This window comes from Microbacterium sp. Ru50 (assembly GCF_002920555.1).
Lineage (GTDB): Bacteria > Actinomycetota > Actinomycetes > Actinomycetales > Microbacteriaceae > Microbacterium > Microbacterium arborescens.
The window spans coordinates 220,557-245,983 of the sequence record NZ_PQSV01000001.1; the positions used below are offsets into that span (position 1 = coordinate 220,557).

Below are 25,427 nucleotides of genomic sequence, written 5' to 3' on the forward strand. Positions count from 1 at the left end.
GGCGCGGCGCGGCTGGTCGGGACCCGGTCAGACGGGCGCAGGGCCCTCGGGGCCGTCCTCGTCCCGACGGCCGCGAGGATCGTCGGTCGCCTCGTCGCCCTCGGCTGTCCCGGCGTCGTCGCCGGCCGCGGCGGAGGCCAGTAGCGCGTCGAGCGCGTCGTCCATCTCATCGCGCTCGGGAGCCTCGCCCCGCGCGCGGGCCTGGAGCCGCCCGATCAGGGCTGCAGGGTCGTCGACGTCGGCGGGGGTGGGCATGAGGTCGGGATAGTCCCACAGGCTGTCGCGGGCATCGGTGCCGACGGCATCCGTGATGGCACGCCACATGGCTGCGGCCTCGCGCAGCCGCCGCGGTCTCAGCTCCAGCCCGACGAGAGAGGCCATGGCCTGCTCGGCAGGGCCGCCGACGGCCCGGCGGCGGCGTACCGCCTCGGAGATCCGGTCGGCCGCGGGCAGACGAGTCGTCGCATCGGCGGAGACGACGTCGACCCAGCCCTCGATCGTCGCGAGCAGGTGCTCCAGCCGGGTGAGCGCGGCGGCCTGCGCCTCGGAGCGTTGGGGAAGCAGCACGCCGCTCTCGAGCGCCTGGCGCAGCTCTTCGGGCTGGGAGGGATCGAAGCGCGACGCGAGCTCCTCGAGGGCGTCGGTGTCGACATGAATCCCCCGTGCGAAGTCGGTGACCTGCGAGATCACGTGGAGCCGCAGCCACCGGGCATGGCGGAACAGACGGGCATGGGCCAGTTCTCGCGTCGCGAGGGCCAGAGCGAGCTGCTCGTCATCGATGCCGAGATCGCGTCCGAAGTCGGCGAAGTTCTGCGGCAGGATCGCGGCCTCGCCGTCGGGCATGACGGGGATGCCCACATCACCGCCCGAGACGACCTCGAGCGAGAGCTTGCCGACGACAGCGCCCAGCTGCGCGGCGAAGAGTGAGCCCCCGACGGTCCGCAGGAGCCGGCCGGCCCCGGCGATCATGCTCTGCATCTCCTCCGGAGCCTGCGACTCGAGCGCGGCGGTGAGGGCGTCGGCGACCGAGGTCGCGACCGGTTCGGCCAGCTCCTGCCACACCGGCAGCGTCGCCTCCACCCACGCGCCACGGGTCAGCGCGCGCGGCGGTGCGGGCAGGTCCGAGATCGTCGTGGCCTCACTCAGCCACAGCGTCGCCAGGGCGAACGCGTCGGAGAAGTCCTGCCGGTCGCCGGCGCTGATGCCGTGTCCGTCCTTATTGGCCAGGTGGAGGGCTTGTGTGCGGGTCGCGCTCCAGTCGACGCCGCCGTCGCCTCCGGCGGCGAAGGCGCCTTGGAGATGCTGCATCATCTGGTGCAGCATCGCCGGGTCGACCCCCATGGCCGACAGACGCTCGAGCTGCTCGGGCCCGAGCGTGCCGCCCTGGCCCAGCAGGTTGCGGAGCAGCTCCTGGAACTCGTCCTCGGGAGAGCGGTCGTCATCAGCCATGTCAGGCGCCTTTCAGCAGGGCGGTCAGCTCGCGTTCTACGCTAGCCGCACGACCTCGTCGCACGGCGCGAACGGACCTCGTTCGCTTTCGCCGGTCGCGAACGACCGGGATCAGAAAGCAGCACGTGTCACTTTTCGACGAGAACGCCCCCGTCCCCGCGCCCCGACGCCGCATGAGCCGGGCCTCCCTCGCGGGACTCTGGGCGGTGTCCTTCTCCCTGGTCGCGCTGTTGATCCTGACGATCGTGCCCACCTCCTTCGTGATCCAGCGGCCGGGACCCGTGTACGACACCCTCGGGTCCGTGGCCTCCGGCGACGGCGAGCAGCGCCCCCTCATCAGCATCTCGGGCGCCGAGACGTTCCCGACCTCCGGCACCCTGGACCTCCTGACCGTCGAGGTCCTCGGCAACCGCGAGCGCACGCCGTCGTGGCTCGAGCTCGCCGCCGCCTGGTTCGACCCGGCGCGCGCCGTCGTCCCCATCGACGAGATCTTCCCCGAGGGCGTCACGACTGAGCAGCGCAACGATGAGAACGCCGCGCTCATGGTCGACTCGCAGAAGGAAGCGACCGCCGCGGCCCTGTCCGAGCTCGGCTACGACGTCACCTCCCTCGTGCGCGTTCACCAGCTCGCCGACGACTCGCCCGCGGCGGGCATCCTCGAGCCGGACGACGTGATCCGCTCGGTCGACGGGCAGCCCGTCACGACCACGGCGGGTCTGCGAGACGCCGTCAATGCGGCGGGCGGACGCGCGCTCATGCTCGTGGTCGACCGGTCCGGTCAGCAGCGATCCGTCGAGGTCACCCCGAAGCAGATGACGACCGACGGCGAAACGCGGTGGGTCATCGGTGTCACGATCGCGCAGGACTTCGACTTCCCGATCGACGTCACCCTCCAGCTCGACAACGTCGGCGGCCCGAGCGCGGGGATGATGTTCGCCCTGGGGATCATCGACACGCTCACCCCCGGCGAGCTCACCGGCGGCGAGCGCTTCGCGGGAACCGGCACGATCGACGCGACCGGCAACGTCGGGCCGATCGGCGGCATCCGACAGAAGCTCTACGGCGCCAAGGATGCGGGTGCGGCCTGGTTCCTCGCGCCTGAGCGCAACTGCAACGAGGTCGTGGGCCACATCCCGGACGGCCTCCGCGTGTTCTCGGTCGCGGATCTCGACGACGCGCTCTCGGTCGTCGAGACGGTCAGCGAGGGCGGCGATCTCGACGCCCTGCCGACCTGCACCGCGGGCTGAGGCTCGGCTTCCCCCCAGCGGGCGGCGCCTAGGATGGAGGGGTGACCACGACCTCAGTGCCGAATCCGGCCACACCCAGCAGATCCCGCCGCGCTGTCGGCATCACCCTCGCCGTCATCGCGGCTGTGGTGGTGGCCTTCTTCATCTTCGCGAGCCTGTACGCCGACTGGCTGTGGTTCCGTCAACTCGGCTTCGACGGCGTGCTGCTGACGCAGTGGGCGGCCCGCGCGATCATGTTCGTCGTCGGATTCGTCGCGATGGCAGTGCCTGTCTGGCTCTCGATCCAGCTCGCCTATCGGCTGCGACCGGTCTACGCCCGCCTGAGCTCGCAGCTCGACCGTTATCAGGAGGTCGTCGAACCGCTGCGCCGGCTGGGCATGTGGGGCATCCCGACCTTCTTCGGGTTCTTCGCCGGCTTCGCCGCCTCGGCGCAGTGGGAGACCGTCGCCCTGTGGATCAACGGTGGGACGACCGGAACCACGGACCCGCAGTTCGGGCTCGACACGGGCTTCTACCTGTTCACCCTGCCGTTCCTCTCGGCGGCCGTGGGCTTCGTCTCGGCGATCGTCATCGTCTGCCTCCTGGTCACCGCCCTCGTGTCGTACCTCTACGGCTCGGTCCGTGTCGGCCAGCGCGAGCTGCGCATCTCGAAGTCCGCGCGCATCCAGCTCGCCGTCATCGCCGGCATCTACCTGCTGGTGCAGGGCGTGAGCATCTGGATCGACCGCTACCGCACCCTGGTCACCCCCAATGACCGCATCACGGGCGCCGGCTACGTCGACGTCAACGCCGTCATCCCCGGACAGACGATCCTCGCGATCGCCGCGGCCATCGTGGCCGTGCTCTTCTTCGTCACCGCCGTGATCGGCCGCTGGCGCTTCCCGCTCATCGGCACGGGCCTTCTGGTGGTGACCTCGCTCGTCGTCGGCGTCGCTTACCCGTGGTTCGTCAACAACGTTCAGGTGCGGCCGAACCAGCTGACGCTCGAGTCGCAGTACTACGAGCGCAACATCGAGGGCACCAAGGCGGCCTACGGCATCTCGGGGCTCGAGAAGACCGACTTCCAGGCCGTGACCGATGTCGAGCCGGGTCAGCTGCGCGCCGACGCCGACACGACGGCATCCATCCGCATCATGGATCCCGCGATCATCGGCCCGACAGTCCGTCAGATCGAGCAGTACCGCTCGTACTACCAGTTCGCCGAGCCCCTCGACGTCGACCGTTACGAGATCGACGGACAGTCGCAGGACACCGTCGTCTCGGTGCGCGAGCTCAACGTCAACCAGCTCGGTGACGCGGCATCCTGGTACAACACGACCCTCGTCTACACGCACGGCTACGGAATGGTCGCCGCCAAGGGCAACGAGCGCACCGCTGACGGCAACCCGGTCTTCGTCGAGCGCGGCATCCCGGCATCCGGTGAGCTGACGAACGGCCAGAAGTACGAGCCGCGCGTGTACTTCGGCGAGTTCTCGCCGACGTACTCGATCGTCGGGGCCCCCGAGGGCTCGTCGCCCATCGAGCTCGACTACCCGCGTGGCCAGGAGGGCGAGAGCCAGACCAAGACGACGTTCGAGGGCGACGGCGGTCCGTCGATCGGCGACGTCTTCCACCGTCTGATCTACTCGCTGAAATTCCAGTCGACCGACATCCTGTTCTCGGACGCGATCAACGAGGAGTCGCAGATCCTGTACGACCGCGACCCCGCGACGCGCGTGCAGAAGGTCGCGCCGTACCTCGAGCTCGACAACGACCCCTACCCGTCGGTCGTCGACGGACGCATCGTGTGGATCGTGGACGGCTACACGCTCAGCGCGAACTACCCCTACTCGTCGATCGTCAGCCTCAGCGACGCGATCTCCGACTCGTCTAACCCGCAGCCGCGCGTCGCGCTGGACAACATCAACTACATCCGCAACTCGGTGAAGGCGACCGTCGACGCCTACTCGGGCGAGGTGACGCTCTATGCGTGGGATGAGACGGATCCGCTGCTGCAGGCATGGCAGAAGGTCTACCCGAACACGCTCAAGCCGATCAGCGAGATGAGTGGCGACCTCATGAGCCACGTGCGCTACCCGACCGACCTGTTCAAGGTGCAGCGGGCGATGCTCGGCACCTACCACGTCGACACCGCCCAGTCGTTCTACTCGCGCGACAACGCGTGGAAGACGCCGAACGACCCGCAGCAGGACACCCAGCTGCAGCCGCCGTATTACCTCACGATGAAGATGCCCGGTCAGGACGCGCCGTCGTACTCGATGTTCTCGTCGTTCATCCCCGGCGGTCAGGACACGCGCAACGTCCTGATGGGGTACCTCTCGGTCGACTCCGATGCGGGCTCCGAGGCCGGGGTCGTGAGCCCCGAGTACGGCAAGCTCCGGATGCTGGAGGTCAACGCCGAGACACCGGTTCCGGGCCCCGGCCAGGTGCAGAACACCTTCAACGCCGACCCCGTCGTGTCGTCGTTCTCGAACATCCTGCGCCAGGGCCAGTCGGAGGTCATCAACGGCAACCTCCTGACCCTTCCCGTGGGCGGCGGTCTGCTCTACGTTCAGCCCGTGTTCGTGCAGTCGTCGGGAGCGACCAAGCTCCCCACCCTGCAGAAAGTGCTCGTCGGCTTCGGCGATCAGGTCGCCTTCGAGGACACGCTGCAGGAAGCCCTCGACAAGCTGTTCGGCGGCGACTCGGGTGCGAGCACCGGTGACACCGACGTCGTTCCCGAGCCCAGCCCGGGCGACGAGGCGACCCCGGACTCCGGTGACGGCGGAACGGCGCCGACGACGCCGAGCTCGGATTACCAGACGGCGCTCAACCAGGCCCGTGACGCTCTCGCCGAGCGCAACACCGCGATGCAGAACGCGGACTGGGCCGCGTACGGCGCCGCCGACGCCAAGCTCACGGAAGCGATCTCGCGTCTGCTCGAGCTCGGCGAGCAGGGCCCGAACTGACCCCCGCCGCATGACAGAGGGCCCCGACTCCGGTCGGGGCCCTCTGTCATGCGGCCTGCATCCGCTCGGGCTCAGCGGCGAGAATGCACAAACGCACGGTGCCAGGGTTCTGGAACCGTGCGTTCGTGCGCTCTCGCGGAGCGAGCGCGGGTCAGTCGCGGGTGTAGCGGCGGGCGCGGCCGGAGAGTCCGGCGAAGTGGAAGGGGCCGGGGGAGTCGGGCGCGATCTCCACATCGACGGTGCTGTCGCGATGCGCCGCATCGTGCAGCTCGCGGTAAGTCGGCACGTCGACCGGGGTGCGGGCCGCGAGGATCGCCTCGGTCTCGGCGCCGCGCGTCGCCTCGCGGTAGCCCGGCTGGACGACGAGCGTGAAGAACTCGCTGACCGACCCCGAGCCGTAGCTGAAGAGTCCGATGCGCGATCCGGTCAGGTCGTTCTCGCCCTCCAGGAGAGCCGCCAGGGCGATGTAGAGCGACGCCGTGTAGGAGTTGCCGATACGGCGGTTGTAGCCGGTCGTGGCGGTCACCAGCTCGGGGGCGAGCTCGACACCCAGGTGCTGCCCGAGGGCGCGGTGCGCCTTGACCGCCATCTTCGTGAACGGCTGGTGGTGGCAGAACCAGTCGATCTGATCGATGTCGACGCCGCCGCGCGAACGGTAGTCGTCCCAGGCGCCTGCAACGCCGTCGAGATAGGCGCTGACCGAGAGCTTGCCGTCGACGACCGCGGTGACGCTGTCGTTCGGGCGCCAGAAGTCGTCGACCTCTGCGGTGTAGACACCAGCGGCGGTCTCGAGAACAGCGATCGCGGGGTCGGCGGACACGAGGAAGGCGACGGCCCCGGCACCCTGCGTGGGCTCGGCGGCGGTGTCGAGCTCGTAGCGGGCGACGTCGCTGGCGATCACCAGGACGCGCTCGTCGGGATTGCGCGCGATGAGTCCGGCAGCGGCCTGCAGCGCGGCGGTGGCCGAGTAGCACGCCTGCTTCAGCTCCACGACGCGGACGGAGCGCGGCAGTCCGAGGAGCTCGTGAACGTGCACCCCCGCCGCGCGCGACTGGTCGATCCCGGTCTCGGTGGCGAAGAACAGGGTGCGGATGCCGTCGACACCGTGGCGATCGATGATGCGCTGCGCGGCGGCGGCGCCCATCGTGACGATGTCCTCGTCCAGACCCGGGATGCTCATCTGCTCCTGACCGAGCCCGACGCGGAACTTCGCGGGGTCGATGTCGGCGCGCGACGCGAGATCGTCGAGCTCGACGACGTGCGAGGCGGTGGCGACGGCGAGGTCGTGGATGCCGATGGTGGTCACTTCGTGGAATCCTTCCTGCGCTCGAGGAGCAGGTGCGACTGCATGAGCTCCCCGGGGTTGGTCTGGGCGGCGAGCAGGGACAGCTCGCCGCAGAGGACGGTGGCGGCGATCAGGCCGGCGAGGCGCCGGGCGTTCTCGCCGGAGGGGCGCTCGTCGCGGCAGCCGAGGCGGGCGAGCGCATCGTCGACGGCGGGCAGGTCTTTGCCGTTGCCGACGGTGCCGACGATGAGGTGGGGGAGCGTGCAGGAGAAGTAGAGGTCGCCCTCGTCGCGGACCTCGGCCCAGGTGAAGCCCTGCGAGCCTTCGACGATGTTCGCGGCGTCCTGACCGGTCGCCAGGTAGAACGCGAGCAGCATGTTGGCGTAGTGGGCGTTGGCCGAGCGCAGGGCCCCGGCGATCGTCGAGCCGACGAGGTTCTTCTGGACATTCAGGTCGACGATGCGCTGCGCGGAGGAGCGCAGCTGCTTCTCGACGAGGTCTGCGGGGATGAGGATCTCGGCGATGACGTTGCGCCCGCGTCCGAGGATGCCGTTGACGGCGGTCGCCTTCTTATCGGTGCAGTAGTTGCCGGAGATCGAGCCGTAGGAGAGCTCCGGGTGCCACGAGAGCACACGCTCCATGAGCGTCTCGGCGGCGAAGGTGACCATGTTGTGGCCCGAGGCGTCGCCGGTCGTCAGGGCGAAGCGGAGGTAGAGCAGGTTGCCGACGACCTCGGTGTCGAGGTCGATGAGCTTGGCGTGCCGGCTGCGCTCCGATACAGCGGCGGCCAGCTCGTCGAAGCGCGCGATGATGGCGCGGGATGCCGCGACGGCGGCGGCCGCGGTGTCGGCGACGAACAGCGATGAGCGCGTCATCCGCTCATCGACGACCGTGACGCGGATGCCGTCGTCGACGAGTCGCGAGATGCGTGCGCCGCGGCCGACGGACGGCCACAGCGGCGACTCGTAGGTCGCGAGGGGCACCTCCTGCTCGGCTTCGACGTCTCCGGTCAGCCGAAGCGGTCCCACCCACCGGAGGGGGATCGGGGTGAACTCGGCGCTCATCGCGCGTCCTTCCCGCCGGCGCGGCGCGCCAGGCTGTCGATGTCGATGCCTCGGGCGCGGGCGTACTCGGCCGCGCGTCCGTGGATGATCAGGTCGGTTCGGCGGAGGTCGTCCGGACGGGTCGCCCCCACCAGAGAGTGCAACGCCGTCAGGTGGTCTGACCATTCCCGGATACGCGAGATCAGGGCATCCGCACCGCCGTCGAGCACGACGGAGAGGAATGATCCTGACGCGCCGACGGCGCGAGCGCCGAGGGCGAGGCCGCGCGCGACGTCGAGCGGTGTGCGGACTCCTCCCGAGGCGAGCAGGACGGGCGCGTCTGCCGGCGCCTCGAGCAGGCACTCCACCGCCGACTGCCCCCAACCGGCGAGGTAGGCGTAGTCACGGCCCGAGCGCCGGTCGTTCTCGATGCGCATGAAGTCGGTACCGCCGACCCCGGAGACGTCGGCGAAGCGGACCCCGATCGATCCGAGGCGGGAGAGCGTGTCGGCACTCAGACCGAATCCCACCTCTTTCACGACGACGGGAACCTCGACGGCGGCGACGATGGCCTCGAGCGAGGCCGGCCAGCTCGAGAAAGAGCGGCTGCCCTCCGGCATGACGGTCTCCTGCATCGCGTTCACGTGCACCTGGAGGGCGTTGGCCTCGAGCGCCTCGACCGCGCGTCGTGCGTCGTCCGGCGATCGTTCAATCCCGACGTTGGCCATGACGAAGCCGTCCGGGTTCTCGTCGCGGATGACGCGGAACGTGCCCATGAGCTCGGGGTTGTCGAGGGCGATGCTCAGCGAGCCGGAGGCGATCGCGACGCCGGTCTCGCGCGCGGCGATCGCGAGGTCGCGATTGATCGCGCCCGTCGAGGCGCTGCCGCCGGTCATGGCGTTGACGTAGAAGGGCAGCTCCCACCGAGCGCCGGCCACATCGACGGCGAGGTCGACGCGGTCGGCGTCGACTCCGGCGAGGGCGTGGTGCACGAAGCGCACGTCGTCCCAGCCGTTCGGCCGCGGCGTCTCCTTCTGCTGCGCAGCGGCGAGACGGACGTGGTCGTCCTTGCGCTCGGAAGCCTGTTCAGCCGGCATGGTGCTCTCCTTCCGGCGGATGCACGCCGATCGTGAGGTGTCGGATGTCGTTCGTCTCCCAGACGCGGAGCATGCCGGCGACGTCAGCGTCGGCCGGGGCGAGCACGATGCCGCAGTCGCCTCCGCCGGCGCCGGAGGGCTTGCCGGCGGCACCGATCGCTTCGGCCGCGTCGCACAGGATGCGCAGCCGGTCGGTCTCGATGGTCACGCCCGTGCGTGCGCCGAGGCCCTGCAGCAGGCGCCGGTTGCGGCGGATCGCGTCGAGGGCGAGATCGTCGTCCGACACCGCATGACCGGCAGCGTCGGCCCCGCGTCCCGCGAGGGCCCGCCACAGGTCGCTCACGCATTCGCGCGAGGCCTCCAGGAACCCGGTGTGGGCGTCGCCGGTGACGTTCGTGCCGCGCGAGACCCCGCTGACGAGTCGCTCGGTGGACGCCGGGTGCCCGGTCCAGCCGACGAGCAGGTCGAGACCCGACGGGGGAGTCAGGCGAATGATCTCGGCACCGTCCCAGGCCTCGGACCCCAGGACGTCCGCGACGCCGTGCTGCGTTCGGGCCGCGCGCAGCCGGTCGCGATCGGGCGAGCGGTAGCCGATCCACCCGCCGTACGTGCTGGCGGCGACGTCGCCGCCGGAAGCGTGAGGGGCGACGGCGATGGTCGCGAGCATCGCCAGCTCGTACCGGCCCCGGGTGCCCAGCTCGAAACCATAGAACTCGTCGATCGCGGCGATGGTCGCGACGGTGACCGCGGCGGACGAGCCGAGCCCGAACTTGCGTCCGCTGGGATCGTCGAGACCGCTTTCGATGTACAGGTCGAAGAAGCGCGGGCGCAGCCCCCGCTCGGCCCGGAGCCGCTCGCAGGCTTCGATCGCCGCGATGACGTAGTCGTAGGGGTGGTGCTCGCGGTCCAGGGTCAGCCCGTCTTGACCGCGGGTCCAGCGCACCGGCATCCGGCTGTATTCGGGGGAGTGGATGCTGCCCGCGTCGACGCTCTCGGTCAGCGACACCGTCAGGTAGCGGTCGACGGCGATCAGCACCGAGGGCTCGCCGGGAGAGACGACGGCGTACTCGCCGGCGACGAAGAGCTTTCCGGGCGCGTGCGCGACGATCGCGCCGGTGGTCTCGGCGTGCGTCATTCGCCTGCTCGCGTGACGAGGGCTGCGGCGGGGCCGGGGCGCGCGACGGCGAGCTCGGCGATGCCCTCGAGTGCGTTGGTGACGGCGGTGACCGATTCGGGTCGCGTCAGCACGACGACGTTGGGACCCGCGTCGGCGGTGGCCCACGCTCCGATACCCGCGTCGCGGAGGGCGGCGACGCGATCGAAGATCTCGACGCTGACCGGGCTCAGGTAGCGGATGGGCGGATCGCACGACTGGATGAGGGCGTGCATCCGCAGCGCGTTGACCTCGGTGATCCGCCCGAGGCGCTCGACGTCGCCGGCGCGGCATGCTTCGGCGGCGGCGTCGAGGCTCTCCGCGGTCGACGAGACCCACGCGGGGTAGAACGGCGAGGTCAGCACCGTGCGACGCATGGCTTCGCGGCTGGAGACCGGCTTCTCGCGCTTCTCGACCATCGCGACGACCATCGCCAGGTCGGGCGCGTCGACGGCCTCGGCGAATGACGTCTCATCGCTGTCGCCGGCGTGCCAGATGGCGAAGCCGGGGATGATCGAACGGGATGCCGACCCCGACCCGCGGCGGGCGAGGCGGCTGAGGGCGCGGGCGTCGAGGTCGAGTCCGTAGGCGTGCGCGGCAGCGACGGCCAGTGCGGCGAATCCGGAGGCCGACGACGCGAGTCCGGCCGCCGACGGAACCGTGTTCACCGTCTCGACACGAGCGGCGACCGCGCTTCCCGAGAGCTCCCGGACGATGTCGAGGAATCGCGTGACGCGCTCCGCGGGTCCGTCGGCACGCTCGTCGCCGTTGAAGACGAGGATGTCGCCGGCGGCGTCCTCGTCGAGGCTCACGGTCGTGGTGGTCGGAAAGATGTCGAGTGTCATCGACAGGCTCCCCGTCGCGGGGAGGTTCAGCGTGCTGTCGCGCTTTCCCCAGTACTTCACGAGTGCGATGTTCGGGTGCGCGATGGCTGTCGCGGTGCTCATGCCACTCCTTCGACGGTGGTGGTCCAGACCGCGGCGGCGCCGGCGCGGGTGAGTCGTCCGCCGAGCTCCTCGGCGGACGCGGTGTCGCGGGCGAGCGCGAGGACGCAGCCGCCGCGACCCCCGCCGGTCAGCTTGGCTCCCAGCGCGCCGCCCGCCATGGCCGCGTGGACGAGGTGGTCGAGGGCGGGGTCTCCGACGCCCAGTCCGTTCAGCAGCTCGTGAGCGCGGTTCATCGCACTCCCGATCGCGTCGCGGTCGGCCGTCGAGACATCGCGACGCAACGCGGTCGCAAGCTCGCCGAGCTCGTCCAGAGCCGACTCCACGCCGCGGGGGTCCTCCTCGCGGCGGTGCGCGACGGCCGCAACGGCCTCGCGGGTGCGCCCGCGCACGCCCGTGTCGGCGATGACGAAGACGAGGTCGTCGCCCACCGAGACGGGCTCGATGCGACCTCGGTCGAACCACACGGCCTTACGGGCGCGGACCGTGCGGGCGTCGAGACCGCTCGGTGCGCCGTGCGCGGCGCGTTCGGCGGTCTGGATGAGCTCGTGCATCGTCTCGTCATCGGCCGCGAACCCGCAGGCACCGAGCACGGCCTCGATGACCGCGGCCGAGACGGCGGCGCTCGAGCCGAGCCCGCGTTCGGCCGGGATGCTGCTCTCGATCGCGATGTCGAGTGCGGCGCCCGGCCGGCCGGCCGCGGCGAGCGCGGCCCGCATCGCTGTCAGGGTGACGCCGAGGCGGTCCGGCGCCTGGGCGATGGGCCCGTGGTAGAGGGTGCTCGACAGGTGGCCGCGGTCGTCGGCGGGACGTGCATGCGCCTCGACTCCGAGGGCGCGCACGGGGATCGCGATCGCCGGGCGGCCGTACACGACCGCGTGCTCGCCGAGGAGGATAGCCTTCGCACCGGCGCGACCCGTCGCTCCGGGCTCCGCGGCCGAGCCGTGCGTTGCCACGTGCAGACGGGCGTCCGGTGCGATGGGGACGTCGGTCGGTGCAGTCATGGAATTTCGTCGAGCGTAACAGCCTGCTCCCGGGCGGGGCCCGAGAGGACGACGATGTGCTCGGAGGCGGTCTGGACCGCTATCATGGCCCCCGCACCCAGCAACCTTTAACCCCGTCCTGTGAGGCGGAGAAGGGAGCGGCGGATGAGCACGCGCACCGTGCTGCATGAAGCCGACATCGCCCGGGCCCTGACGAGGATCTCCCACGAGATCCTCGAGTCGAACAGGGGACCCGCCGGCCTCGTCATCCTCGGCATCCCGCGGCGGGGCGTTCCCCTCGCCGCGCGCATCGGCTCTCTCCTCGCGGAGATCTCCGGGACGGTCGTCCCGGTCGGAGCCCTCGATGTGACGATGTACCGCGACGATCTGCACCGCAACCCGACGCGGGCACCTCAGCCGACGGAGATCCCCGAGGGCGGGATCGACGGCAAGGTCGTCGTGCTCGTCGACGACGTGCTGTTCTCGGGACGGTCGATCCGTGCGGCCCTCGACGCGCTGCAGGACATCGGCCGCCCGGCGGCCGTCAGACTCGCGGCTCTCGTCGACCGCGGTCACCGCGAGCTCCCCATCCGCCCCGACTTCGTCGGCAAGAACCTCCCCAGCGCCCGCGATGAGCGAGTCAACGTGCGCCTGCGCGAGGTCGACGGCGTCGAGGAGGTGACGATCGGCTCATGAGGCACCTGCTCGACACCAAGGGTCTGGATCGGCGCGACGCCCTGCGCATTCTCGACGTCGCCGAAGACATGTCCGCCACGCAGCAGCGCGAGGTCCGCAAGCTTCCGACGCTGCGCGGCAAGACCGTGGTGAACCTCTTCTTCGAGGACTCCACGCGCACCCGGATCTCCTTCGAGGCGGCCGCCAAGCGCTTGTCCGCCGACGTCATCAACTTCTCGGCGAAGGGATCGTCGGTGTCCAAGGGGGAGTCCCTCCAGGACACCGCGCAGACGCTCCAGGCGATGGGGGCCGACGCGGTCGTGATCCGGCACGGCGCGTCGGGAGCTCCGCAGACGCTCGCCACCAGCGGGTGGATCAGCGCGGGAGTCGTCAACGCCGGCGACGGCACGCACGCGCATCCGACGCAGGCCCTGCTCGACGCGTTCACCATCCGCAAGCGGTTCTTCGGCGATGCCAGTCGCGGCCGCGACCTCTCCGGCCTCCGGGTGACGATCGTCGGCGACATCCTCCATTCGCGCGTCGCGCGATCCAACGTCTGGCTCCTGACGACCCTCGGCGCCGAGGTGACCCTCGTCGCGCCTCCCACGCTCGTTCCCCAGGACGTCACGGCCTGGCCGGTCCGCGTCGCGTACGACCTCGACGAGGCCATCGCGGACGGGCCGGACGCGCTCATGATGCTGCGTATCCAGCTCGAGCGCATGAACGCGGCGTATTTCCCGACTGAACGGGAGTATTCGCGCACGTGGGGCCTCGACGCTGCGCGACTCGCGGCGCTTCCGGCCGATAGCATTGTCCTGCACCCCGGCCCGATGAACCGGGGGATGGAGATCTCCGCCGCCGCCGCCGACTCGCCGCGCTCGACCGTGCTCGAGCAGGTGGCGAACGGTGTCTCGGTGCGGATGGCCGTGCTCTACCTGCTGCTCGCGGGGGAGCGCACCGAAGCTGAGGAGGACGGACGATGAGCGAGAGCTTCCTCATCCGCGGGGCGCGCCGGGCCGGCGGGGACGCCATCGACATGGTGGTCTCCGACGGGATGATCACCGAGGTCGGCTCGAGCCTGAGCGCCGGCGGAGCGACCGTGGTCGACGCCGACGGACTCATCGCCCTGCCCGGGCTCGTCGACCTGCACACCCATCTGCGCGAACCGGGCTACGAGGCATCCGAGACGATCCTCACGGGCTCGCGCGCCGCGGCGGCGGGCGGGTTCACCACCGTCTTCGCGATGCCGAACACCTCGCCCGTCGCCGACACGGCGGGCGTCGTCGAGCAGGAGCTCGCCCTGGGCGAGGCCGCCGGCTACGTGCACGTGCAGCCGATCGGCGCCGTCACGATCGGGCAGAAGGGCGAGCGCTTGGCCGAGCTCGGCGCGATGGCCGCCTCCCGCGCGCGGGTGCGCGTCTTCAGCGACGACGGCTTCTGCGTGTTCGACCCGCTGATCATGCGCCGCGCCCTCGAGTACGTGAAATCGTTCGACGGGGTCGTGGCCCAGCACGCGCAGGACCCGCGGCTCACCGAGGGCGCTCAGATGAACGAGGGCACCGTGTCGGCCGAACTCGGCCTCACCGGCTGGCCGGCGGTGGCCGAGGAGTCGATCATCGCGCGCGATGTGCTGCTCGCCGAGCACGTCGGCTCGCGTCTGCATGTCTGCCACCTCTCGACGGCCGGTTCCGTCGACATCATCCGGTGGGCGAAGAAGCGCGGCGTGAACGTGACCGCCGAGGTGACACCGCATCACCTGCTGCTGTCCGAAGAGCTCGTCCGCGGCTACGACGCCCGCTTCAAGGTCAACCCGCCGCTCCGCCGCGACGAGGACGTGCGGGCGGTCCGCGAGGGCCTCGCCGACGGCACGATCGACATCGTCGCGACCGACCACGCGCCGCACCCCGCCGAGGCGAAGAGCTGTGAATGGGCGGCGGCGGCCAACGGCATGGTGGGTCTCGAGTCCGCGCTGCGTGTCGTGCAGCAGGCGGTCGTCGACACCGGACTGCTCGACTGGGACGACGTCGCCCGCGTGCTCTCGACGGCTCCCGCTCGGATCGGTCGCCTGGCTGATGCCGGCACGCCGCTCGAGGCGGGCCGCCCCGCCTCGTTCACGCTCTACGACCCGCGCCCGGTCCGCACCTTCACGGATGCCGATCTGCGCGGCCGCAGCGTCAACTCGCCCTACCTCGACCGCGAACTGCCGGGCGAGGTGCGCTGGACGTTCTTCCGCGGGACGGCGACCGTCGCCGACGGCGACCTGCTCGACCGTCCGGGAGCACGCCCGTGACCCGCGAGGGTGCGCTGCTCGTCATGGTGGCCGTCGCCCTGGCGCTGCTCGCGCTCGGGGTCTGGGCCTGGCGACGACGAACGAGGCGCGACAGCGGCCTCACGGCACCCGTCGGTGAACTCCCCGCCGACGCCGTGTCGACGGCGGTGATCTCGGGGCTCTACGTCGCGACGACCCGCCACGACGAGCCGCTCGAGCGCCTCGCCATCCGCGGGCTCGGATTCCGCTCTCGCGTCGACGTCATCGTCGCTGCGGGAGGCGCGGATGACGGCGTGGCCATCGACCTGACCGGTCAGCCGCGCCTGTTCATCTCGGCAGAACGCATCGTCTCCGTCGATCAGGCCACCGTCGCGATCGACCGTGTCGTCGAGAAGCAGGGCCTCACCCGCCTGAGCTGGCTGATCGACGACGAGACGATCGTCGACAGCTACTTCCGGCCCCAGACCGCTTCGGCCCGTGCGCTGGCCGAAGCCATTCAGACCATCGTGACCCCCACCCAGACCCCAGGAGGCGACGCGTGACACTGTTCACCCGTGACCCCGCCGTGCTCGTGCTCGAGGACGGATCCCGCCACATCGGCCGCGCCTACGGCGCGCGCGGCACCACCCTCGGAGAAGTCGTCTTCGCGACCGGCATGACCGGCTACCAGGAGACCCTCACCGACCCGTCCTACGCGGGCCAGATCGTGCTGCAGACCGCACCCCACATCGGGAACACCGGCATGAACGGCGAGGACGTCGAGTCCCGCCGCATCTGGGTCGCCGGCTACATCGTGCGCGACCCGTCGCGTGTCGTGTCGAACTGGCGCTCGGAGAACTCCCTCGACGAGTCGCTCGAGCGCGACGGCATCGTGGGCATCAGCGGGATCGACACGCGCGCCGTCACGCGCGTCCTGCGCTCGGCGGGCTCGATGCGCGGCGGCGTGTTCAGCGGCGACGCCGCCGACATCGATCCCGAGGAGCAGCTGCGCATCGTCCGCGAGGCGCCCGAGATGACCGGTCGCAACCTGTCCGCCGAGGTGTCGGTGCCCGCTGCTGAGGTGACCCCGGCGACGGGCGAGCGGCTCGGGAACCTCGCGGTGCTCGACCTCGGCGTCAAGCAGGCCACGGTGAACAACCTCGCCGCGCGCGGGTTCGACGTCCATGTCCTGCCTCAGGACGTCACGCTCGAGCAGCTGCGTGCGATCGACCCGATCGCGGTGTTCTACTCCAACGGTCCGGGCGACCCGGCCGCGAGCGACCACCACGTCGAGCTCCTGCGCGGAGTCCTGTCCGAGAAGCTGCCGTTCTTCGGCATCTGCTTCGGCAACCAGCTCCTCGGCCGCGCCCTCGGCTTCGGCACGTACAAGCTGCCCTTCGGTCACCGTGGCATCAACCAGCCCGTCCTCGACAAGCAGACCGGCCGCGTGGAGATCACCGCGCACAACCACGGCTTCGCCGTCGACGCGCCGATCGAGGGCGTCGTCGACAGCCCCGCCGGCTTCGGCCGCGTCGAGGTCAGCCACGTCGGCCTCAACGACAACGTCGTGGAGGGGCTGCGCGCCCTCGACCTCCCGGCCTTCTCGGTGCAGTACCACCCCGAGGCCGCGGCCGGTCCGCACGACGCCAACTACCTCTTCGACCGCTTCCGCGACCTCGTGATCGCGACCCAGGAGAACAAGAACTGATGCCCAAGCGCGACGATATCCAGAGCGTCCTCGTCATCGGGTCGGGGCCGATCGTCATCGGCCAGGCCTGCGAATTCGACTACTCCGGTACCCAGGCGTGCCGTGTCCTGCGCGAGGAGGGCGTCCGCGTCATCCTCGTCAATTCGAACCCGGCGACGATCATGACCGATCCCGACTTCGCCGACGCCACGTACATCGAGCCGATCACGTGGCAGGTCATCGAGACGATCATCGCCAAGGAGCGCCCGGACGCGATCCTGCCGACCCTGGGCGGCCAGACCGCTCTGAACGCGGCGATCGACCTGCACAAGCACGGCATCCTCGAGAAATACGACATCGAGCTGATCGGCGCGAACTTCGAGGCGATCAACAAGGGTGAGGATCGGCAGATCTTCAAGCAGCTCGTCATCGACTCGGGAGCGGATGTCGCCGACAGCCGCATCTGCCACACGATGGACGAGGTGCTCGCGGGCGCCGCCGAGCTCGGGTACCCCCTCGTCGTGCGTCCCTCCTTCACGATGGGTGGTCTGGGCTCCGGCTTCGCGTACAACGAGGAGGATCTGCGCCGCATCGCGGGTGCGGGCCTGCGCGACTCGCCGACGACCGAGGTCCTGCTCGAGGAGTCGATCCTCGGGTGGAAGGAGTACGAGCTCGAGCTCATGCGCGACTCGGCCGACAACACCGTGGTCGTCTGCTCGATCGAGAACGTCGACCCGGTCGGCGTCCACACCGGCGACTCCATCACGGTCGCGCCGGCCCTGACGCTCACCGACCGCGAGTACCAGAAGATGCGCGACATCGGCATCGACATCATCCGCGCCGTCGGCGTCGACACCGGCGGCTGCAACATCCAGTTCGCCGTCGACCCGCAGACGGGCCGCATCATCGTCATCGAGATGAACCCGCGCGTGTCGCGTTCGTCGGCGCTGGCGTCGAAGGCGACCGGATTCCCGATCGCCAAGATCGCCGCGAAGCTCGCGATCGGCTACCGCCTCGACGAGATCCCGAACGACATCACGAAGGTCACCCCGGCGAGCTTCGAGCCGACGCTCGACTACGTCGTGGTCAAGGTGCCGCGGTTCAACTTCGAGAAGTTCCCGGCCGCCGACACCACGCTCACGACGACCATGAAGTCGGTGGGCGAGGCGATGGCGATCGGGCGCAACTACGCCACAGCTCTTCAGAAGGCGCTGCGCTCGCTCGAGAAGCGGGGGTCGAGCTTCCACTGGGGCGACGAGGAGCGCTCGGTCGACGAGCTGCTCGAGATCGCGAAGACCCCGACGGACGGGCGGATCGTGGTCCTGCAGCAGGCGATGCGCAAGGGCGCCACGGTCGAGCAGGCTTTCGAAGCCACCGCGATCGACCCGTGGTTCCTCGACCAGATCGAGCTCATCAACGAGGTCGCGGCCTTCGTGGCCGACGCCGGCGAGCTCGACGAGCACGTCATCCGCACGGCGAAGGACCACGGGTTCAGCGACGCGCAGATCGCGCAGCTCCGCGGCATCACCGAAGAAGAGGTGCGCGGCGTGCGCCACGGCCTCGGACTGCGGCCGGTCTTCAAGACGGTCGACACGTGCGCCGGAGAGTTCCCCGCGCTCACGCCGTACCACTATTCGTCCTACGACACCGAGACCGAGGTCACGCCCTCGGACCGCACGAAGGTCGTCATCATCGGTTCGGGCCCCAACCGCATCGGGCAGGGCGTCGAGTTCGACTACTCGTGCGTTCACGCGAGCTTCGCGCTGGCGGATGCCGGGTACGAGACGATCATGGTCAACTGCAACCCCGAGACGGTCTCGACCGACTACGACACGAGCGACCGGCTCTACTTCGAGCCGCTGACGCTCGAGGACGTGCTCGAGGTGCTGCACGCGGAGTCGCAGTCGGGCACGATCCTCGGCGTCATCTGCCAGCTCGGCGGTCAGACGCCGCTCGGGCTTGCGAAGGGCATCGAGGCCGCCGGGTACAGCATCCTGGGCACCCAGCCCGCGGCGATCGACCTGGCGGAGGAGCGCGAGCTCTTCTCGCGTCTGCTCGACGACGCCGGTCTCGTGGCTCCGCGCAACGGTACGGCGATCGACGTCGACGGGGCCGTCGAGGTCGCCGAGTCGATCGGCTACCCCGTCCTGGTCCGCCCGAGCTTCGTCCTCGGCGGCCGCGGCATGGAGATCGTCTACGACACCGAGAGCCTGCGCGACTACTTCGTGCGCGTCGCCGACCAGGCGATCATCGGCCCCGGGCTCCCGCTGCTGGTCGACCGCTTCCTCGATGACGCGGTCGAGCTCGACGTCGACGCGCTGTTCGACGGCGAAGAGCTGTACATCGGCGGCGTGATGGAGCACCTCGAGGAGGCCGGCATCCACTCCGGCGACTCGAGCTGCACCCTGCCCCCGATGTCGCTGGGCCGCACCGAGATCGACCGGGTGCGCGAGGCGACTCTCGCGATCGCACGGGGAGTCGGCGTTCGCGGCCTCCTCAACGTGCAGTTCGCCGTTTCGGCGGGCGTGCTCTACGTCATCGAGGCGAACCCGCGTGCGAGCCGCACCGTGCCGTTCGTGTCGAAGGCGCTCGGCATCCCGCTCGCCAAGGCCGCCTCGCGGATCATGGCCGGGTCGTCGATCGCCGAGCTGAAGGCCGAGGGGCTCCTGCCCGCCGAGGACGGCTCGCGCGTCCCGCTCGATGCGCCGGTCGCCGTCAAGGAGGCCGTGCTTCCCTTCAAGCGCTTCCGCACCGCGGACGGCCGCACGGTCGACTCCGTCCTCGGGCCCGAGATGCGCTCCACGGGCGAGGTCATGGGAATGGACCGCGACTTCCCGACCGCGTTCGCCAAGAGCCAGGCGGCCGCTTACGGCGGCATGCCGACCTCGGGCACCGTGTTCCTGTCGGTCGCCGACGATGACAAGCGCGCCGTCATCCTGCCGGCTCACCGGCTGCAGGAGCTCGGCTTCCGGCTGATCGCGACGGAGGGGACCGCCGAGATCCTCGCTCGCAACGGCATCCGCGTCGAGGTCGTCGGCAAGTACTCCGAGACGCAGGGGTCGGGCGAGCGCAACGTCGTCGACCTCATCAACGCCGGAGAGATCGACATGGTCGTGAACACGCCCTCGGGCGGCGTCGCACGAGCCGACGGCTACGAGATCCGGGCGGCGGCCGTGGCGGGTGACCGCGCGCTGTTCACCACGATGGCCGTTCTCGGCGCCGCCGTCAGCGCGCTGCCGGTCCTCCGGGAAGGCTTCGAGGTCAAGAGCCTGCAGGACTACGCCCTCGAGCGGGCGGGGCGCCGGTGACCGTATTCGGGGAGCGCCTGTCGGGCGCGCTCGAGACGTACGGGCCGCTCTGCGTCGGCATCGACCCGCACGCCGCACTGCTCGCGGACTGGGGCCTCCCGGCCTCAGCCGCGGGCGTGCGCGAATTCGGCCTGCGCGTGGTCGAGGCCGCGCGCGGGCGCGTGGGCGTCGTCAAGCCGCAGGTCGCGTTCTTCGAACGCTACGGCTCGGCGGGATTCGCCGCCCTCGAGGACGTGCAGCTCGCCGCGCGTGACGCGGGCCTCGTCGTCATCGCGGATGCGAAGCGAGGCGACATCGGCAGCACGATGGACGGCTATGCCGCGGCGTGGCTCGAGCCGGGCGCCCCGCTGGAGGCGGATGCCGTCACGGTCAGCCCGTACCTCGGCCCCGGATCCCTTCGCGGCACGATCACCGCGGCCGCGCGCGCCGGCAAGGGCGTCTTCGTTCTCGCCGCGACCAGCAACCCCGAGGCGTTCGGGCTGCAGTCCGCGGAGGTCACCGCGGTCGACGCGCAGCGCGGCCAGACGGTCGCGGACTGGGTGGCTTCCGGCGTCGGCTGGGCGAACCGTGCAGCGGCGGACGCGGGAGGGCTCGGTCACGTCGGGCTGGTCGTGGGGGCGACCGTCGACCGCGACGAGCTCGGCCTCACCGAGGAATCGCTCCGCGGCGCGCCGATCCTCGCTCCGGGTTTCGGGGCACAGGGCGTCGCGCTCGGCGCCGTGCGTTCGGTGTTCGGGTCGCTCGCGGCCCAGGTGATCGCGAGCGCCAGTCGCAGCGTGCTCGCCGCCGGTCCCGACGGGATCGTCTCGGCCATCGAGGCGCATCGGCGGGAGCTGGCCGAGGCAGAGGAGGAAACCCGTGGCTGATCGTCCCCACCCGCCCGAGGTGGACCGCGCCGCCGCGTCGCGCCGTGCGGTCGAAGCGCGGCGCGAGCGGGCGGCGCTGAAGAAGGATGTCGCGATGCGCGTGATCTCGCCTCAGGAGCTCCTGCGGCGCGCTCTCGCCGACCCCGAGTCGCCGGCCGGCGCCATGCGGGTGACCGACTTCCTCACCGCCATCCCGGCGATCGGTGAGAACAAGCGCGACCGCATCCTCGCGGATCTCGACATCTCGCCCGTCAAGCGCCTCGGCGGGCTGGGCTCGCGCCAGCGGCTCGCACTGCAGCGATTCCTGGATGCCCGCCTGCCCGAGCCCCAGCCGCGCGCGGGCCGATCGCGGCTGCTCGTGCTCGCCGGACCCACTGCGGTGGGCAAGGGAACGGTCGCCGCGCACATCCGCGACAACCATCCCGAGATCATGCTGTCGGTCTCGGCGACCACCCGGGCCCCGCGGCCGGGCGAGGTCGACGGCGAGCACTACTACTTCGTCGACGACGCCGAGTTCGATCGTCTCATCGCCGAGGGAGAGCTGCTCGAGTGGGCCACGGTGCACAACCGCCACCGCTACGGCACGCCGAAGGCGCCCATCGAGGCGGCGCTGGCCGCGGGACGCACGGTGCTGTTGGAGATCGACTTGCAGGGAGCCCGTCAGGTGCGCGCGGCCGCGCCGGACGCGACCCTCGTCTTCCTCTTGCCGCCCAGCTGGGACGAACTGGTCGACCGGCTCGTCGGCCGGGGAACCGAGGATGCCGAGGAACGCGCCCGTCGCCTCCGCACGGCACGCGTCGAGCTTGCCTCGCAGGGTGAGTTCGACTACCGCGTCGTCAACGACACCGTCGCGCGCGCGGCCGACGAGGTCGCCGCGCTGGCCGACTGATCGCGTAGACTGGGGGGATGCCTGCGCCTGCGGCGCGGCAGCAGACTCTCCACCGACATCGATCCCGGAAGGATCCGCCATGGCCGGAAGCAACGAAGGCATCATCGACCCGCCCATCGACGCCCTGCTCGACAAGGTCGACTCGAAGTACCAGCTGGTCATCTACGCGTCCAAGCGTGCGCGCCAGATCAACGACTACTACTCCGACCTTCACGAGGGCAACCTGTTCGACAACGTCGGTCCGCTCGTCGACTCGTCGGTCGAGGACAAGCCGCTGACGATCGCGATGCACGAGATCCACGAGGACAAGCTGCGCCTGCGTTCGCTCGACTGATCCGGCGGTAGACCCGTCACATTTCTGCCCGCGGCAGCCGGATGTCGGCCGCCGCGGGCAGAATCGTCTCCGTCCCGATCCCGCCCCGTTCCATCACACAGGGAGCCCCGATGAGCCAGCTGCGCCTGTTCACGTCCGAGTCCGTCACCGAGGGGCATCCCGACAAGATCTGCGACCAGATCTCCGACAGCATCCTCGACGCTCTGCTGACGGTCGATCCCGGCTCGCGCGTCGCGGTCGAGACCCTCGTGACGACCGGGCTCGTGCACGTCGCCGGCGAGGTTCGCACCGACGGCTACGCCGACATCCCCGGCATCGTCCGCGGCGTGGTCAACCGCATCGGATACACCTCGAGTGAGACCGGGTTCGACGGCGACTCGTGCGGTGTGACGGTGTCGATCGGCGAGCAGTCCTCCGATATCGCCGCGGGTGTCGACAACGCCCTCGAGCACCGCGAGCAGGGATCGATCGACCCGACCGATGCGCTCGGCGCGGGCGACCAGGGAATCATGTTCGGCTACGCCACCAATGAGACCCCGCAGCTGATGCCGATGGCGATCTGGACGGCGCACCGCATCGCCGAGCGCCTGACGTCGGCCCGTCGCACGGGCGCGCTGCCGTTCCTGCGACCCGACGGCAAGACGCAGGTGACGCTCGGCTACGAAGGGGCCGTGCCCCGGACGGTCGAGACCGTGGTCCTCTCGACGCAGCATCAGCCCGACATCTCCCTCCCTGCGCTGCGCGCCGCCGTGCAGGCAGAGGTCATCGAGCCCGTCCTCGCAGAGACCGGCCTCGATATCTCGGACGTCGAGTACGTCATCAACCCGGCCGGTCCCTTCGTCGTCGGCGGGCCCAAGGGCGACGCGGGCCTGACCGGTCGCAAGATCATCATCGACACGTACGGCGGGGCCGCGCGGCACGGGGGAGGAGCTTTCAGCGGCAAAGACCCGTCCAAGGTCGACCGCTCCGCCGCCTACGCGATGCGCTGGGTCGCGAAGAACGCCGTCGCCGCAGGGCTCGCCGACCGCCTCGAGGTCCAGGTCGCGTATGCGATCGGGCGTGCCGCTCCCGTCGGTCTCTACGTCGAGTCGTTCGGAACGGGCCACGTCGCCGACGAGGTGATCTCCGCGGCGATCCGCGACGTGTTCGATCTCCGACCGCAGGCGATCATCGACCGTCTCGACCTGCTGCGGCCGATCTACGCGAAGACCGCCGCCTACGGCCACTTCGGCCGGGAGCTGCCCGAGTTCACCTGGGAGCGCACCGACCGCGTCGAGGAGTTGCGCGCCGCAGCGGGGCTGTGAGCGACGCGCCCCGGCGGGTCGCTCGAGTGCTCATCGATTCGCCGCTGCCGCAGCTCGACCGTCTGTTCGACTACGTCGTGCCCGACCTCCTCCGCGAGGCAGCGATGCCCGGTGTGCGGGTGAAGGTGCCGCTTCGCACCGTCGGGCGCACCGTCGAGGGCTATCTCGTCGAGCTCGGCGACGAGACCGACGGCGATCGGCCGCTGTCGGAACTCGAGGAGGTCGTGTCGCCCGTCGAGGTGCTGCCCGACCGGCTCTACGCCCACGCACGTCGCGTTGCCGACCGGGCCGCGGGGTCGGCAAGCGATGTCCTGCGGCTGGTCATCCCGAAACGGATGGTGCGGGCCGAGAAGGCGTGGGCCGCCGCCGGGCCGCCCGAAGCCCCCGTCGTGAGCGCCGACGCTCTCGCCTGGGCGCGCGAGACCGCTGCCGCGTATCCCGACCTCGAGAGCGCTGTCGCCGGCGGCGAGCGCGTGGCCGTCGACGCTCCGCCGCGCCCGGCCGACGATGTCCCGGCATGGGCCGAGCTGCTGGCCGCGCTCGCGGTGCTCACGCTCGCGCAGGGCAGGAGCGCGATCGTCGTGGTTCCCGATCACCGCGACGAGGCTCACGTGCTGGCCGTCCTCGCCCGTCGCGTCGACGACGCCGCGGTGGTGCGGGACGACGCGCGCCGATCCGGCCCGGAGCGTTACGCCGGATATCTGCGTCTGCTGGCGGCGGTGCCGTGCATCGTGGTGGGCAATCGGTCGAGCGTGTACGCGCCCGCTCACGATGTCGGCGCGGTCCTCCTGTGGGACGACGGCGACCCGCTGCTTGCTGAGCCGCTGAGCCCGGGTGTGCACGCGCGCGACGCCGCGCTCGTCCGGCAGGAGCTCCAGGCATGCGCGCTGGTCTTCGCCGGGCTGACGCGCACGACCGACGTCGAGCGTCTCGTGGCACTGGGCTGGGTGCGCGACATTCCGGCTCGCCGCCGCGAGAGCCCCCGGGTCGTGCTGTCGGCGACGCGGGAGGGCGAGTCGCGGGGCACGCGCGTGCCCTCGGCTGCGTTCGCCGCGGCGCGCGAGGCGCTGACGCACGGCCCCGTCCTGGTGCAGGTCGCGCGCCCCGGGTACGCCCCGGTGCTGGTGTGCGCCGACTGCCGCACGCCGGCGCGCTGCGCCCAGTGCGCCGGACCGCTGCGCGCGCGTCGTCCGGGCGCCGTGCCCGAGTGCGCCTGGTGCGGACGAGCCGCTCCCGCGTGGGCCTGCTCCTCCTGCGCATCCCAGCGCCTGCGGATGGCGTCGTCGGGGAGCGAGCGGACCGCCGACGAACTCGGACGCGCGTTCCCGAACACCCGCGTCATCGTGTCCGACGGCGAGCATCAGGTCACCCACGTCGATGCGAGACCCGCCCTCGTGATCGCGACGCGCGGCGCGGAGCCGTTCGCCACCGGCGGGTACCGGGCCGTCATCCTGCTCGACGGCGATCGGATGCTGATGACCGAGCAGCTGAGGATCGCCGAGGCGTGTCTGCGCTGGTGGTCCGATGCCGCGGCTCTCGCGGCACCCGGCGCTCCCGTGCATCTCGTCGGTGTGGCCGGGCCCGCTGCGCGCGCGCTCGCGACCTGGACGCAACCGGCGTACGCCCGAGCGGAGCTCGCCGAGCGGGCCCCGCTCCACATGCCGCCGACCGTCCGCGTCGCGGCGGTGGAAGGAACCGCGGCAGCCGTCGCCGAAGCGATCGCGCAGCTGCGGGCCGATGTGCCGGCGCTGACCGAGACATCGATTCTCGGGCCCGTGGCGCGCGAGGACTCGGTCCGCGCGCTCGTGCGGTTCGAGTACGCGCTGGGGCGCGCGGTGGCCGAGTCGCTTCGGGCGTCGGTCGTCGCTGCGGCGCTGCGGGGGCGGCGTCGGCGCGGGGCGCCGTCAGGACAGCGCAATACACTCAGAGCACGTCTCGACGTGCCCGATCTCGATCTGTGAGGAGCG

Annotated in this window: 20 protein-coding genes; 13 read left to right on the forward strand and 7 right to left on the reverse strand. The window is 70.7% G+C overall.

Features of this window, described 5'->3' with window-relative positions; all coding sequences use genetic code 11:
• Positions 1–27: 27 nt before the first annotated feature.
• On the reverse strand, positions 28–1,449 hold the full coding sequence (locus C3481_RS00965; protein ID WP_103840464.1) for a zinc-dependent metalloprotease: 1,422 nt from the start codon (positions 1,447–1,449) through the stop codon (positions 28–30).
• Positions 1,450–1,574: 125 nt separating this feature from the next.
• Between C3481_RS00965 and C3481_RS00970 the strand changes: the two genes are divergently transcribed.
• Together C3481_RS00970 and C3481_RS00975 are read left to right on the forward strand one after the other, a co-directional pair.
• Complete coding sequence (locus C3481_RS00970; RefSeq protein WP_103840466.1) at positions 1,575–2,696, forward strand: PDZ domain-containing protein; 1,122 nt, start codon at positions 1,575–1,577, stop codon at positions 2,694–2,696.
• Positions 2,697–2,737: 41 nt separating this feature from the next.
• A complete protein-coding gene (locus tag C3481_RS00975; protein ID WP_103840468.1) occupies positions 2,738–5,644 on the forward strand; it encodes a UPF0182 family protein in 2,907 nt (968 codons plus the stop codon).
• Between the two features lie 151 nt (positions 5,645–5,795).
• On the opposite strand, the gene C3481_RS00980 is transcribed toward C3481_RS00975, so the two are convergent.
• Genes C3481_RS00980 through mvk form a run of 6 tightly spaced genes read right to left on the reverse strand, consistent with a single transcriptional unit; the run spans position 5,796 to position 12,170 of the window.
• Positions 5,796–6,950, reverse strand: a complete 1,155-nt coding sequence (locus C3481_RS00980) for a hydroxymethylglutaryl-CoA synthase (RefSeq protein ID WP_023950574.1) — start codon at positions 6,948–6,950, stop codon at positions 5,796–5,798.
• Entirely contained in the window at positions 6,947–7,993 is a 1,047-nt protein-coding gene (locus C3481_RS00985; protein ID WP_103840469.1) for a hydroxymethylglutaryl-CoA reductase, read from the reverse strand. The genes C3481_RS00980 and C3481_RS00985 overlap by 4 nt, the downstream gene beginning before the upstream one ends.
• Entirely contained in the window at positions 7,990–9,069 is a 1,080-nt protein-coding gene (gene fni / locus C3481_RS00990) for a type 2 isopentenyl-diphosphate Delta-isomerase (protein WP_064956536.1), read from the reverse strand. The genes C3481_RS00985 and fni overlap by 4 nt, the downstream gene beginning before the upstream one ends.
• Complete coding sequence (locus C3481_RS00995; RefSeq protein ID WP_064956537.1) at positions 9,059–10,204, reverse strand: phosphomevalonate kinase; 1,146 nt, start codon at positions 10,202–10,204, stop codon at positions 9,059–9,061. The genes fni and C3481_RS00995 overlap by 11 nt, the downstream gene beginning before the upstream one ends.
• Positions 10,201–11,169 carry a diphosphomevalonate decarboxylase gene (gene mvaD / locus C3481_RS01000; RefSeq protein WP_103840471.1) on the reverse strand — a complete coding sequence of 323 codons (969 nt, stop codon included), beginning with the start codon at positions 11,167–11,169 and terminating at the stop codon, positions 10,201–10,203. The genes C3481_RS00995 and mvaD overlap by 4 nt, the downstream gene beginning before the upstream one ends.
• Positions 11,166–12,170, reverse strand: a complete 1,005-nt coding sequence (gene mvk, locus C3481_RS01005; protein ID WP_181021864.1) for a mevalonate kinase — start codon at positions 12,168–12,170, stop codon at positions 11,166–11,168. The genes mvaD and mvk overlap by 4 nt, the downstream gene beginning before the upstream one ends.
• A gap of 144 nt (positions 12,171–12,314) precedes the next feature.
• Here mvk and pyrR point away from each other — a divergent pair, with 144 nt between their 5' ends.
• The 11 genes from pyrR to C3481_RS01060 all read left to right on the forward strand — a co-directional run bounded on the left by pyrR (position 12,315) and on the right by C3481_RS01060 (position 25,421).
• The gene (gene pyrR, locus C3481_RS01010; RefSeq protein WP_103840473.1) at positions 12,315–12,845 is read left to right on the forward strand and encodes a bifunctional pyr operon transcriptional regulator/uracil phosphoribosyltransferase PyrR; all 531 of its coding nucleotides are present in this window, start codon (positions 12,315–12,317) and stop codon (positions 12,843–12,845) included.
• A complete protein-coding gene (locus tag C3481_RS01015; protein ID WP_023950592.1) occupies positions 12,842–13,807 on the forward strand; it encodes an aspartate carbamoyltransferase catalytic subunit in 966 nt (321 codons plus the stop codon). The genes pyrR and C3481_RS01015 overlap by 4 nt, the downstream gene beginning before the upstream one ends.
• Positions 13,804–15,114, forward strand: a complete 1,311-nt coding sequence (locus C3481_RS01020) for a dihydroorotase (protein WP_023950594.1) — start codon at positions 13,804–13,806, stop codon at positions 15,112–15,114. The genes C3481_RS01015 and C3481_RS01020 overlap by 4 nt, the downstream gene beginning before the upstream one ends.
• Positions 15,111–15,635 carry a hypothetical protein gene (locus tag C3481_RS01025; RefSeq protein WP_036304570.1) on the forward strand — a complete coding sequence of 175 codons (525 nt, stop codon included), beginning with the start codon at positions 15,111–15,113 and terminating at the stop codon, positions 15,633–15,635. Before C3481_RS01020 ends, C3481_RS01025 begins: the two co-directional genes overlap by 4 nt.
• Positions 15,632–16,780 (forward strand): glutamine-hydrolyzing carbamoyl-phosphate synthase small subunit, encoded by a 1,149-nt coding sequence (gene carA, locus C3481_RS01030; RefSeq protein WP_374754832.1) that lies wholly within the window; start codon positions 15,632–15,634, stop codon positions 16,778–16,780. Before C3481_RS01025 ends, carA begins: the two co-directional genes overlap by 4 nt.
• A complete protein-coding gene (gene carB, locus C3481_RS01035) occupies positions 16,780–20,067 on the forward strand; it encodes a carbamoyl-phosphate synthase large subunit (RefSeq protein WP_064956540.1) in 3,288 nt (1,095 codons plus the stop codon). The genes carA and carB overlap by 1 nt, the downstream gene beginning before the upstream one ends.
• On the forward strand, positions 20,064–20,933 hold the full coding sequence (gene pyrF, locus C3481_RS01040) for an orotidine-5'-phosphate decarboxylase (RefSeq protein WP_071918066.1): 870 nt from the start codon (positions 20,064–20,066) through the stop codon (positions 20,931–20,933). Before carB ends, pyrF begins: the two co-directional genes overlap by 4 nt.
• On the forward strand, positions 20,926–21,822 hold the full coding sequence (gene gmk / locus C3481_RS01045; RefSeq protein ID WP_064956542.1) for a guanylate kinase: 897 nt from the start codon (positions 20,926–20,928) through the stop codon (positions 21,820–21,822). The genes pyrF and gmk overlap by 8 nt, the downstream gene beginning before the upstream one ends.
• Positions 21,823–21,901: 79 nt before the next feature.
• Entirely contained in the window at positions 21,902–22,156 is a 255-nt protein-coding gene (rpoZ, locus tag C3481_RS01050) for a DNA-directed RNA polymerase subunit omega (RefSeq protein WP_023950606.1), read from the forward strand.
• 110 nt (positions 22,157–22,266) lie between these two features.
• Positions 22,267–23,460, forward strand: a complete 1,194-nt coding sequence (gene metK, locus C3481_RS01055; protein ID WP_023950610.1) for a methionine adenosyltransferase — start codon at positions 22,267–22,269, stop codon at positions 23,458–23,460.
• On the forward strand, positions 23,457–25,421 hold the full coding sequence (locus C3481_RS01060) for a hypothetical protein (RefSeq protein WP_103840475.1): 1,965 nt from the start codon (positions 23,457–23,459) through the stop codon (positions 25,419–25,421). Before metK ends, C3481_RS01060 begins: the two co-directional genes overlap by 4 nt.
• The last annotated feature ends 6 nt before the right edge of the window (positions 25,422–25,427 follow it).

Coding starts and splice junctions, on each gene's coding strand:
- C3481_RS00965 (WP_103840464.1), bottom strand. CDS start 1,449: ATGGCTGATGACGACCGCTCTCCCGAGGACGAGTTCCAGGAGCTGCTC.
- C3481_RS00985 (WP_103840469.1), bottom strand. CDS start 7,993: ATGAGCGCCGAGTTCACCCCGATCCCCCTCCGGTGGGTGGGACCGCTT.
- fni (WP_064956536.1), bottom strand. CDS start 9,069: ATGCCGGCTGAACAGGCTTCCGAGCGCAAGGACGACCACGTCCGTCTC.
- C3481_RS00995 (WP_064956537.1), bottom strand. CDS start 10,204: ATGACGCACGCCGAGACCACCGGCGCGATCGTCGCGCACGCGCCCGGA.
- mvaD (WP_103840471.1), bottom strand. CDS start 11,169: ATGAGCACCGCGACAGCCATCGCGCACCCGAACATCGCACTCGTGAAG.
- mvk (WP_181021864.1), bottom strand. CDS start 12,170: ATGACTGCACCGACCGACGTCCCCATCGCACCGGACGCCCGTCTGCAC.
- pyrR (WP_103840473.1), top strand. CDS start 12,315: ATGAGCACGCGCACCGTGCTGCATGAAGCCGACATCGCCCGGGCCCTG.
- C3481_RS01015 (WP_023950592.1), top strand. CDS start 12,842: ATGAGGCACCTGCTCGACACCAAGGGTCTGGATCGGCGCGACGCCCTG.
- C3481_RS01020 (WP_023950594.1), top strand. CDS start 13,804: ATGAGCGAGAGCTTCCTCATCCGCGGGGCGCGCCGGGCCGGCGGGGAC.
- carB (WP_064956540.1), top strand. CDS start 16,780: ATGCCCAAGCGCGACGATATCCAGAGCGTCCTCGTCATCGGGTCGGGG.
- rpoZ (WP_023950606.1), top strand. CDS start 21,902: ATGGCCGGAAGCAACGAAGGCATCATCGACCCGCCCATCGACGCCCTG.
- metK (WP_023950610.1), top strand. CDS start 22,267: ATGAGCCAGCTGCGCCTGTTCACGTCCGAGTCCGTCACCGAGGGGCAT.